The organism is Exiguobacterium sp. N5, assembly GCF_025842465.1.
GTDB lineage: Bacteria > Bacillota > Bacilli > Exiguobacteriales > Exiguobacteriaceae > Exiguobacterium > Exiguobacterium profundum.
Map to the genome: position 1 here is coordinate 1,944,114 of NZ_JAPAEP010000001.1, position 11,546 is coordinate 1,955,659.

Sequence of the window (11,546 nt, forward strand, 5' to 3'; positions counted from 1 at the left end):
ACGCATTGTATGGTAAAGTATAGTTACAAAAATTCAGGTCAGTCGTGCGACTGTCGTAAAGGATGTCGGTATTACAATGAAACGTATCGCTTTGTTCCGCATATGGATTATCGTCACCATGTTCGCCCGATTCATCATTCGGCTGTACGCCTTTTCACGCAAACAACAACAAGGTGTCGCCACGACAGAAGAATATGAAGCACTGATGCTCAAGCTCGCGCGTGAGTATAAGCGTAACGCGCTACGACTCGAGGGCTTGTTAATCAAACTCGGACAATTCTTATCAATTCGTGCAGACTTGCTACCACCCGCCGTCTTGAACGAGCTGTCAGAGCTCGTCGACCGTGTCCCGACGTCCGGTTGGGAGAAGTCGCGCGCGATTCTAGAGGCAGAATGGGGCGTCCCATATACCCAAGTCGTCAAAGACGTCGGCATCGATGCCGTCGCTTCGGCTTCCATCGGGGAAGTATATGGTGCCACGCTGCTCGAAAACGGCAAACGGGTCGCCATCAAAATCCAGCGTCCGAATATCGAAAAAATCATCCGGACCGACTTCCGTGCCATGCGGATTGTCACGTCGATGTTAAAGCGGACATCCCTCGCAAAATCGACCGACTTAGATAGCTTATATCGCCAGATGATTTTTGTCATCGGGGATGAACTAAATTTTCAAACCGAATTAAAAAATGCCCTGTATTTTAAAGCCAAATACGCGGATAACCGAGACGTTTATATCCCTGACTATCACGAACATCTCTGTACGAACCGCGTCTTGACGATGGACTGGGTCGACGCACGCCGGATCACTGACCTCGCCTTTTTAAAAGAAAATGGAATCGACCGTTCCTCCCTTGCTGAACGACTCTTCACACTCGCTGCCGAACAGCTGTTATTCGGTGGGCAGTTCCATGCCGATCCACACCCCGGAAACGTCCAAATTCGGGCAGACGGAACCATCATCCTCCTCGACTTCGGTATGGTCGGGCAGACGACAGCACAAGACATGGCCACGATTCGGAATATCTTACAGGCGTTCATCTCGCTCGACTATGATAGCATCGTCGATGGATTAGAAGACTTGCGCTTCCTCTTACCAACGGCGAACAAACAAAATATTCGCCAAGCGCTAGAGAAGGCGGTCACCTTCTACTTAGAAACGGACATCGATACCGTCGATACGAAATTGATTGAGAAAGTGTTACAGGACATTCAATTGCTCGTCAAAAACGAACCGATTCAGCTCCCGGCAGAATTTGCCTTCTTCGGTCGGGCGGCCTCGACCTTGCTCGGGATTCTGCAAATCCTCGATCCGAAAATCGATCTGTTCACACTTGGTAAACCGATTGTCATCGAATGGCTCGAGGAAGACGGGACAACGCTTCAAAATCGTTACGTGAAGACCGGAATCAACTATGCGAAGAAACTGTTAAACGTTCCTCCACTTCTGGATAATTACTTAAAAGAACCGACACGAAAACGTCTGTCGGAGCAAGCGATGTTCCAACGAAACCTTGAATCCAAGGAACTCTTGCACCGTCAGACGTTCAATGCCATCGTCATCTTGCTCGGTTTGCTCGTCGGCCTACTCGGCTATATTCGACCGGATGAATGGCTCTTCTGGTCAGGTGGCGTCGTCTCCGTTTTAGCTTATTTCAATTGGAGACGCCTCGGACGAAAGATTCGTCATTTGGCCCGCCAAGACTTTCGAGTATAAGCGAACCGTCACTCTCAGCAGTGGCGGTTTTTTGTTGAATCCATTGTGCGATATAAGCACCGACGTCACGCATCATGCGAGGTGTCGTCCAACCCATGGTCGATACTTGAATGACGTTCGCCTGCTTTAAGTAGTCACTCTCATACTGGACGAGATAGCCTTGATAGGACAGTTGGCGCCCGAGCTCGACCGAGGATAGCTCGCACGGAACTGGAATCGTGATGACGCCAGGTGATTGGGCGGGACACACATCGACCGATAAACCGTTCTCTTGTAAGGCATTAAGCAACGTATTCATCTTTACAGAATGTGAAACGACTTCATCTTCTGTCAACTCATCCAGCGCAATCGCCATCGCTGAGAGAAGCGGTTCCGATTGTGTGAAGGCAATCGGTTGATAGAGGGATAGATCCAAATAGCGCGCTGTATGTGGTGTCGCAATCGCTGGATGCTTCATTGCCACGAACGCGAGACCCGGGGCGTTCCGTAACGCCTTTCCTGAAGAGAAGGTCACGTAGTCCGCAAACGAATAGTCATAGACGAACGTTCCGACGGCACTGATCGCATCAATGGCGACAACGCCTTGCCATGTATGGAGCGGTTCGAGGTTGATGAAAATCCCTAACGATGTCTCGCAATGAACCGTCCATACCCAGTCTGGTGCAATGCGCTCAAGTTGCGAAATATCCCATTGTCCCTCTTGGTCCACTGCGACCACGTCAAAAGACAGACCGACACGCTGTGCATGGTCAATCAAGCGTTCTCCAAATTCACCCGCATTGAAAATGAGGCCGTGTCCATCCAATCGAGCCGCGACCGCATCGTTAGCGACCGTCCCGCTTCCAAGGAGCGTATAGACATGAGGGAGTCCGATTCGTTCCGCCAGTTTTCGTTGTACCGCTTCAAGCACTCGTCCCGTTTCGTTTGAACGATGTGGGCGCGGCTGCATCGAGAGTCGTTCTCTCACACGGTCCGAACATTCAACGGGTCCTGCTAGCAAACTTTTTGGACGTAGGATCGATGCTGATTTGGATTCATAAAAAGCCGAACGCGTCAACATCATCGGAACATATCTCGCTTCGTCAGGACCAATCGGATCCGCGAACGGCACAAACCCGAATCGATGATAGAGCACTTGTTCACGTGTCGTTCCACTGATGACAATACCATCGACATCACGCTCTGTCGCATCGTCGATGACCGCGCGCATCAATCCAGCGAACGTCCGATTGCGTCGATAGGGTTTAGTCACAGCGAGGAGGCGAATCTCAAGCCAATTCCCATCAGGAATGCGTACTCCTTTTTGTTCCAACGAAAACGGCCGTTTGCCACGTAACGCACACATGGCGACCACTTCCCCTTCCACTTCTCCAATCCAATATGTATTTTCTTCGTGAAACTTGTCGACAAGTCGCCTTTCCGGATTCGGTGGATGTTGCGGAATCTCTTCGACGAATGTTTCGTAATTCAACCGATGTATCGCTTCAAAATCTGATATTTCGGCTTTTCGGTACACAATCATGCTTTTTCCTCCTTCACATGATGATAGATAATAAGAATCGTAATCAGCGTGGCCCAGATGACATTTTCGACATTCCAAAGTGCAGCGAGCGGAAGTAAAATGAGCATGACCAGTCCCGTCTCGCGAGAGTTCCCCGTTAATTTGATTAAGAGTAACAAGATAACAAGACCCCCAATAAACCACCACGGCTCATATGCCCATATAATTCCAGAAAAAACGGCATATCCCTTCCCTCCCGCACGGATTCGCCAAAATGGATAAATATGCCCGAGCGTGAGCGCGAACGCCGTCTGCCAAAAATATGGTCCGCTCATCTGTAGGACGAGAATCGTCTTGACCACGTCGAATCCATAGACGATTAGAAACGCCTTTACTCCACCGATGCGATGCGCATTGCGTGCACCGGTATTCTTCGAACCAGTTGTCGCTAAATCATGTCCACTTAGCACCCCATACAGTCTGCCCCCGAGCAGACTTCCGACTAAATAGCCAATGACGATGATCCACATAGTATCCCCTCTTTTTTTTGTAAATTTGTGTGCGTTTCAGAAAAACGGGTATCCTCTAATTAACTGTGCACTTTTTGGAAAGGGGAAATCAAGATGCGAGAAGAGAAAAACTTCATTAACGGGGAATGGACAGAAACGGGACAAACGATCGAGGTACGAAATCCAGCCACAGGCAATGTGATGGCCGTCGTGACAAAAAGTGATACACAAGAAGCGACACAAGCCGTCGACGCTGCGCATGAGGCGTTAGAAGAATGGCAACAAAAAACAGCAGAAGAACGAGGGGAGCTACTTACTGAATGGCATCGTTTGATTGCAGAACATACGGAAGAGCTTGCCCGAACGATGGTCGAGGAACAAGGAAAACCGCTCAAAGAAGCGATCGGCGAAATCAACTATGCAAATGGATTCATCGACTGGTATGCGGCAGAAGGGCGTCGTGTATACGGTGAGACGATTCCTGCTTCATCGAACCAAAAACGAATCTTTGCCATCAAACAACCGGTCGGCGTCATCGCAGCCATCACACCTTGGAACTTCCCGGCTGCCATGATCACACGGAAAGTTGCTCCAGCGCTCGCTGCGGGCTGTACGGTCGTCATGAAACCAGCATCGGCGACCCCGTTGACCGCCATCGAATTGGTGAAATTAGCGGAGAAGGCCGGATTCCCAAAAGGGGTCATCAACCTTGTCACAGGACAAGCGTCAGATATCGTCAAAGCGTGGCAACAAGATAAACGGGTCCGAAAGTTGACGTTCACAGGATCCACGGAAGTCGGGAAAATGCTCATGCGTGATGCTGCGGACACGATGAAAAAGATTTCGCTTGAACTGGGTGGGCACGCCCCGCTCATCGTCACAGCTAAAGCGGATTTAAATAAGGCTGTTCCGCAAGCGGTCGCCACGAAATTCCGAAACGGTGGACAGACGTGTGTCTGTGCGAACCGAATTTATGTCGAACGCGCCGTCGTCGATGAATTTTCGGAGCGTTTCATTAAAGAGGTCGAAGCGTTGAAAGTCGGGAACGGACTAGAGGAAGGTGTCGACATCGGTCCGCTCATCGATGACGATGCGCTCAGCAAAGTCGAAAAGCATATCGAGGACGCGCAGATTCGTGGCGGTGAAGTGTACGGTGGCGAGGTGCTAGACGGCTTATTCATCCGTCCTGCTGTCATCCGTTATGCGAATGAAGACATGCTCTGCATGAACGAAGAAACGTTCGGACCCGTCGCACCGATTGCAACGTTCGATTCGCTCGATGAAGTCATCAAACGGGCGAACAACACGCCGTTCGGCTTAGCCGCTTACCTGTTCACGCAAGACATCAATGAAGCGGTCTATTTAGCTGAATCGCTAGAGTATGGGATTGTCGGTGTGAATGACGGACTTCCGTCAACGCCGCAAGCGCCTTTCGGTGGTTGGAAAGAGAGCGGACTCGGTCGTGAAGGCGGTCATCACGGTATTGAGGAATTTTTAGAAGTAAAATACATCTCTCTCGGATTGTGAGTATAGGTATACAAAAAGGCTTGTCGACATTGATATGCGACAAGCCTTTTCTTATCGGTTGACCCACTCGACTAAATCGTGTGGAGATTGAATCACGTGATCTGCAAGTGCCCACTCCTCTTCATTACCGAACCCGAATCCTGTCAAGACGACGGGGAAGTCATGAGCGCGAGCCGCCTCGACATCCGATTTACGATCACCGACCATAATATAGTCCGCCTCTCCGTGCCGGACACGGTGCGCTGTAAGAATGTCTGCCTTCTTCTCGCCCCCAACAGATTCTAAACATTCGGGTGCCGTCATATATGGACGAATCTGTTGCGTATCTAAAATCAAATTCATATAATGAACACCGCAGTTACTCGCTGTCGTCAGCGTATGACCTTGCTCGTGAAGTGTCTCCAACATCTCACGAATTCCGTCAAATAAGACATTTTGTCCTTCCATCGTTTGCTCAAGCGTCGTATGACGGAGTCTGCGAATGAGACGAATCTCCTCAAGCGTCGCTTCTGGGATGACATGCTCCCAAAACGCGTTACCTGCCAAGCCGTATCCTGAACGGACCGCCTCTTCACTCGGTTTCGGAAGATGAGGAAGCTCCTCGAGTGCCTCATGAATCGCCTTCGTCATCGGTCCGGTCGTATCTACTAACGTGCCATCGATATCAAATAAAATTACTGCCATTGGATTGATCTCCTCTCTTTCACTCTCTCCCTACCGTAGCAGAATCCCCGAAAATGCAAAAGAGAAAACGTGGTGACAAAAAACGACTGAACCGATTCGTCCAGTCGCATCTATTATCCACGCCAGAAGTTCATTCCACCCTTTACAGAATAAACGTCGGTATATCCGGCACTCTTCAGCATCGCTGCCGCGCGTTGGCTACGCATCCCGCTCTGACAGATAACATAGACTGGACGCTCTTTTTCTTTCGGATATTTCGCTTGAGCATTACCGAATCCGGATAAAGGTACATTTTTCGCTTGCTTGATATGTCCCCCGCGGTATTCATGCGGCTCACGTACGTCCAACAATTGAATGTTCCGTTCTTCTGCGATTCTCCGTTTTAAATCATCCGTCGAGACTGTTTTTACATTGTTTCGACGACTCCACCAGAAATACACAAGTCCAATGACGACCGCCACAAAAAGAAAGTCCAACATATTCACGCCTCCATTTGCATTTCGTTTCTTGTACCCATTATACCCCCTATGGTATTTAAGTCAATGAAAATGAATCCACAAAAAAACCACATGTGCATCACATGTGGTTCAAAAATCGAGCAATGAATCGGATTTAGGTTGTTCGTCTTCTTCCATGGGAATCCCGAGAAAAGCGGCCATCTGACGATCAAGCGGAGGTTTCGTTTCACTTGTCACGGTCGGGGACTGTGATGCCCCAACGCTTTTTGCTTCAGACGTCTCCGCTAACAAGAGTTCACAAAAACCCATTAACTTTGCCAAATGACGCTTTTGCGCTTCGCCGGTTGACGACTCAATCTGTGTCATCACCTGACGCATTTGGGCGATGACTTGTTGTTCTGTAATCATAGTCCGTACACATCCTTTACGCTTCCATTGTGCAGGATTTCATCCTCAATTCGCAAGTTCCTTAACGATTCCTTGACTCGACCCAGTTTAAAAAGGCGTCATAATCAAAACGAACTTGATTTGCATAAAAATCAGCCCATCTCGATAACTGTCGAATAAACAGGGACGGAGAGTCACCGATTGCCGCCGCGATTCGTTCGCTTGCCGTATAATCGAGCACATTGGAGGTCGCATCGGCCCGTGCATGAATCTTCGCCGTGATTTGCGCTTGCACCTTCAACGTCTCAATGAGCGACGTCTCATCTTTCATATGTTTCGCTTTCACTTTTCGCTTATACGGAGAACGTTGCCTCACATAATATTCTTTGTCGTCAATCGTCAAATAGCCGAGATACGGGTCACGACTGTGGACCATTGCCCGTTGCGCAGCGACGACACGAGCGCCTTGATGCGACAATCCGTTTTCAAACAGCGGATGTGTCGGAAGAAAGAGAGACGGGACGGCAGATTGTGCTTGTTTCATCTCTAAAATGACATCTTCATCATGCTCTTCATCGGCACCTTCAATCAAAATATAGTAGCGTTCTAATCCGATAGAAGCCGTTCCGCTTTGAAGTTTGATGGCGATATCTTTGATTTCATAGTGATCGGCATGATGTCGGTGTTGATTTGACAAAGAAGACAGATAATCGCCCCATGCCGCTTCAATTTTCTCCCGTACTTCCGAGGAGATGGGAAGCAAGTCGTCACTCGTTGAAAAATAACGTTCCTCGTCTCTTACCTCCGTCCGTTCGGACATGAATTCATCTTTCTTCTTCTCCGCTTTTTTAATGACTTTTTTGACCGCTTTACACGTGTTCTCTTTCGTGAATTGAATATGCTCACTTCGTCCAAGCGCATGTTTTTCAATGGCTTTGGCATAGGACTCAGCAAACGCTTGAATGGCTGCTTTGCCATCGAACCCGGACTCGGCGGCGAATAAATCGACAGAGACCGCCATCCGCAACAAATCAAACAGGTATGAACCGATATACGCCTCATCAAAGTCGTTCACGTCATAGATGATGGTACCGGCCCCGTCTTCGAACACACCGAAATTTTCAAAGTGTAAGTCTCCTTGAATGAACGTCGGATGATCGGGACCTGTGTCAAACGCGATTGGTACTTTCGCAAAGTCGTAGTAGAACAAGTGTGAGCTACCCCGAAAGAACGAGAACGGGCTCGAACTCATCTTCGCATATTTTTCTTGTCTCGCCTCTTCCGAAAGCTGTCGAATCGACTGGTCGTAAAAATCAAGGACGGTCCCGATTGTCTCGCATCGAATTTGTTGTTTGACGGCTGTGAACATACGGCTCTCCCCTTCACTTGTTGAATAAGTGTTTATATTCCCCGTACCCGGCCTCTTCAAGCTCTTCTACAGGAACGAATCGGAGAGCGGCCGAGTTAATGCAATAGCGTAAGCCGCCAAGCTCTTTCGGACCGTCATCAAACACGTGACCAAGGTGACTGTCCCCTTGTTTTGAACGGACTTCTGTCCGTACCATGTGGTGCGTCGTGTCCATGTTCAAATCGACGCGCTTCTCCTCGATTGGGCGTGAGAAGCTCGGCCATCCGCAATTCGACTGAAACTTATCGTGAGATGTGAAGAGTGGTGTCCCGTCGACGATATCGACGTACAACCCCTCCCGCTCTTCATCCCAATATTCATTTTGGAACGGTGGCTCTGTCCCGTTTTCTTGAGTCACTTTATACTGCATCGGTGTCAAGCGTTCACGAAGTGCTTGTTGTTGTTTACGATCGCTCCATGCCTCTTTGATGAACTTCGCGCGTCCTGAACCGACACGGTACATCTCATAGCGGAACGGATTTTTTTTATAGTAGTCTTGATGATAGTCTTCCGCTTCCCAGAACGTTTTCGCAGGGCGGATATCGACTTCAATCGAACGATCGAAGCGACCCGAATCTTCCACTTCTTGTTTCGAACGCTCCGCTGCAGCCCGCTGCTCTTCTGAATGATAGAAGATGGCTGGACGGTACGATTCACCGCGGTCATTGAACTGCCCTCCACCATCTGTCGGATCGATTTGACGCCAATAGATGCGTAGCAACTCTTCATACGAAATGACTTCTGGATCGAATGTGATTTCAACCGCCTCTAAATGTCCTGTCGTCTCCGAACAGACTTGTTGATACGTCGGGTTGTCGACATGTCCTCCTGTATATCCAGAAATGACACGCTCCACTCCCTCATATTTATGAAACGGTTTGACCATGCACCAGAAACAGCCTCCCGCAAATGTAGCTTTTGCCATGATAAATCCCTCCTTACTTTGTAGTGTACCCAAAAATGTGGCAAGACAACAAAAAACGAGAACCACAAAATGTGTTCTCGCTTCAGTCCTCTTCCACCTGATTCACATGACGCATCACCAAAAATAAGATGACTCCAACAATCGCAGCCCCTAATAGCGTCAACACCATATTATCTCGAGCCGATAAAGTATAAAAGATCGCTAATCCAATCAAAATGAGCGCAATCGGAATAAACGCTCGTTTAAAATGATCCCAGTAACGCACGGACAGTCCTCCTTTTCTCTTATCATACCAAACTTTCGATTTTCCATAACGAAAGTTCTAACAGATGAGGAGAATCTGAACAAATCCAAAAGGATTCTAGGACGATTTTCTTGAATATTCATTCAAGAGAGCTTCTTTCCGCAAGCAGGTTATTCCTGTCTGTTTCCAACTAGATGCTATATACTGTAACTAAATATTTCCATACGGGATAAGGGGGAGCCTCGATGCTCACAATCATTAATGCGTTCTTTATCAACCTGTGTATCTTGTTCACGCTCTTCACGATTTCCTTTTTACCGTTTCGAAACCGCCCTCGTCTGACGCCACAGTCTCCTCTCAAAGGAAGGATTTTACTTGGGGTACAGACCGGATTGATTGCCATCCTCCTTTTAGTAAATGCCTTACCGCTCGAGGGGATACTCATCGACCTACGTAATATTCCCGTTTTGCTTGCCGTTCTATTCGGGGGATGGGTGAGTGGTGCTGTCGCAGGTATCATATTATTAATCGGTCGTTCCCTAGTTCTGTTCTTTACAGACGGTACCATGCTCGGTCTCTATCTAGCCATCGCCACAATAGTTACGTTAATTGTCTTAACAGGTCTTTTACGGAAACGCATGGATAATACTCGGCCTACTTTGCTCGTATTCACTACAATCAGTATTGCCATTTTTGGGGCAGCGATTTATACCGCGCTTCCACTAAATTTGTTCTATCCCGTCTTAATCGTCTATACGTTAATGTCTTACGGGGGAGCGTGCGCCGCCTATCGATTACTGCTCGAACTACGCCGTCACTTTGAGAACGTCCAACATCAACAGCAACTGGCGCGTACAGATGCGCTCACCGGGATTGCCAATCGGCGTCTCTTGAACGAAGCCATGGCCAACTTGACGGTCGAGGCGGAAGAATACGCATTGATTTTGGTCGACATCGATCATTTCAAACGGGTGAATGACACATACGGTCACGACGTCGGAGATGATGTTTTGCGCGAGCTCGGCATGCTCCTCGTGAATGAGAGCAATGAGCGCCATTTAGTCGGTCGCTTCGGCGGCGAAGAATTTTTAATCGTCATGCCCCATGCTAATCGAGAAGAAGTATCGCAGCTTGCTGAATCTATTCGAGAAAAGGTTTCAACGTTCCCGTTCGAGACGAGTGCCGGTACGCTCCACATCACTGTTTCGCTTGGAGCTTGCCATTCGAATGATATTGAAATCGACAGTGTGTTAAAACATGCAGATGAAGCGTTATATCACGCAAAAGAGTCCGGTCGGAATCGTTTCATCCTCGCCTCTTAATGTGTCAAACTCTTCACACTTGAGCGCGTTTTCTCGCTTTACTTTCTCGAAATGAATCGTTAAACTAGGCTAGACTTTGATTCAGATCGATACATCATGATTTATTCAGAAAAGGGGAAACATCGTTCATGTCAGTTTTGTTATCTTTATTTGGAATTATGTTTATCGGCTCGTTCGCGATTGATTATAGACGTGGAAAGACACTTCAACAATCGGCAATCGGGGGGATTCGTTCGATTCAGAAAAACATGTGGATTTTCTTCCGGACCTCACTTTCGATGATGATTATCATCGGTCCTCTCTTATTGATTTCAGGTTTCGTATTCTCGGATTTGGTGACCTTTAACACGATCCCAGCATTCATCATCGCCGTTCTCAGTATCGGCTTTGCGGAACGGATTATCGGGATGACCGTGGCACCACTCATCCGCACGTTTTGGCATCAACGCGGTCGTCTTATGCCACTTTATTTAGATGCCGCTCTCTACGTATTCTTACTCTCTATTCTCGTTCTAGAGTTCTTGATGAACATCCCGGGGATTGATCTTCAGTCACCGTTCATTGCGCTATTCTATGCGTTCGCTCTCTTCTTCACGAGATACTTGTTCAGTTTGATTCGATTCACGGTTCAAAAAGGCGTAGCCTCGAATTAATTCATGACCCAATCCATGCGTGTTCGCACGTATGGATTTTTTTATTATTCTTATTGACAATGAGAATCGTTATCAACTATACTCTAGTTGTAGCTTCCCAAAAGCTTGGCGTGCACGTTCCCCAAACATATCACGTCACGTGGATTCCCCTCCACGACACTCTTTTTGAAAGCATTGCGACAACCCCCATTTGTTGCACCCATATTTGCCATAA

12 protein-coding genes are annotated in these 11,546 nt (G+C 48.1%); 4 read left to right on the forward strand and 8 right to left on the reverse strand.

Going from position 1 to position 11,546, the window contains the following annotated elements; all coding sequences use genetic code 11:
- The first annotated feature begins 76 nt into the window (after positions 1-76).
- Positions 77-1,714 (forward strand): ABC1 kinase family protein, encoded by a 1,638-nt coding sequence (locus OKS35_RS10040; protein WP_264092982.1) that lies wholly within the window; start codon positions 77-79, stop codon positions 1,712-1,714.
- Here OKS35_RS10040 and OKS35_RS10045 read toward each other — a convergent pair.
- Complete coding sequence (locus OKS35_RS10045; protein WP_264092983.1) at positions 1,653-3,236, reverse strand: GNAT family N-acetyltransferase; 1,584 nt, start codon at positions 3,234-3,236, stop codon at positions 1,653-1,655. The genes OKS35_RS10040 and OKS35_RS10045 overlap by 62 nt on opposite strands.
- Entirely contained in the window at positions 3,233-3,745 is a 513-nt protein-coding gene (locus OKS35_RS10050) for a glycerol-3-phosphate acyltransferase (protein ID WP_264092985.1), read from the reverse strand. Before OKS35_RS10050 ends, OKS35_RS10045 begins: the two co-directional genes overlap by 4 nt.
- Positions 3,746-3,838: 93 nt before the next feature.
- Here OKS35_RS10050 and OKS35_RS10055 point away from each other — a divergent pair, with 93 nt between their 5' ends.
- Positions 3,839-5,251, forward strand: coding sequence for an NAD-dependent succinate-semialdehyde dehydrogenase (locus OKS35_RS10055; RefSeq protein ID WP_264092986.1), 1,413 nt, complete (start codon positions 3,839-3,841; stop codon positions 5,249-5,251).
- Between the two features lie 51 nt (positions 5,252-5,302).
- Here OKS35_RS10055 and OKS35_RS10060 read toward each other — a convergent pair whose 3' ends face one another.
- The 6 genes from OKS35_RS10060 to OKS35_RS10085 all read right to left on the reverse strand — a co-directional run bounded on the left by OKS35_RS10060 (position 5,303) and on the right by OKS35_RS10085 (position 9,378).
- Positions 5,303-5,935, reverse strand: a complete 633-nt coding sequence (locus OKS35_RS10060) for an HAD family hydrolase (RefSeq protein WP_031422042.1) — start codon at positions 5,933-5,935, stop codon at positions 5,303-5,305.
- Between the two features lie 113 nt (positions 5,936-6,048).
- The gene (locus OKS35_RS10065; RefSeq protein ID WP_012727509.1) at positions 6,049-6,414 is read right to left on the reverse strand and encodes a rhodanese-like domain-containing protein; all 366 of its coding nucleotides are present in this window, start codon (positions 6,412-6,414) and stop codon (positions 6,049-6,051) included.
- Between the two features lie 108 nt (positions 6,415-6,522).
- On the reverse strand, positions 6,523-6,801 hold the full coding sequence (locus tag OKS35_RS10070; protein WP_078147766.1) for a DUF5327 family protein: 279 nt from the start codon (positions 6,799-6,801) through the stop codon (positions 6,523-6,525).
- Positions 6,802-6,862: 61 nt separating this feature from the next.
- On the reverse strand, positions 6,863-8,149 hold the full coding sequence (locus tag OKS35_RS10075; protein ID WP_074035520.1) for a DUF2252 domain-containing protein: 1,287 nt from the start codon (positions 8,147-8,149) through the stop codon (positions 6,863-6,865).
- Between the two features lie 13 nt (positions 8,150-8,162).
- The gene (gene msrA, locus OKS35_RS10080) at positions 8,163-9,113 is read right to left on the reverse strand and encodes a peptide-methionine (S)-S-oxide reductase MsrA (RefSeq protein WP_074035519.1); all 951 of its coding nucleotides are present in this window, start codon (positions 9,111-9,113) and stop codon (positions 8,163-8,165) included.
- Positions 9,114-9,195: 82 nt separating this feature from the next.
- Positions 9,196-9,378: a hypothetical protein gene (locus OKS35_RS10085; protein WP_031422036.1), complete on the reverse strand. Its 183-nt coding sequence runs from the start codon at positions 9,376-9,378 to the stop codon at positions 9,196-9,198.
- Positions 9,379-9,602: 224 nt separating this feature from the next.
- Between OKS35_RS10085 and OKS35_RS10090 the strand changes: the two genes are divergently transcribed.
- Together OKS35_RS10090 and OKS35_RS10095 are read left to right on the forward strand one after the other, a co-directional pair.
- Positions 9,603-10,679, forward strand: coding sequence for a diguanylate cyclase (locus OKS35_RS10090; RefSeq protein WP_159563057.1), 1,077 nt, complete (start codon positions 9,603-9,605; stop codon positions 10,677-10,679).
- A 128-nt stretch (positions 10,680-10,807) separates the two neighbouring features.
- On the forward strand, positions 10,808-11,332 hold the full coding sequence (locus tag OKS35_RS10095; RefSeq protein ID WP_159563058.1) for a hypothetical protein: 525 nt from the start codon (positions 10,808-10,810) through the stop codon (positions 11,330-11,332).
- Positions 11,333-11,546: the final 214 nt, after the last annotated feature.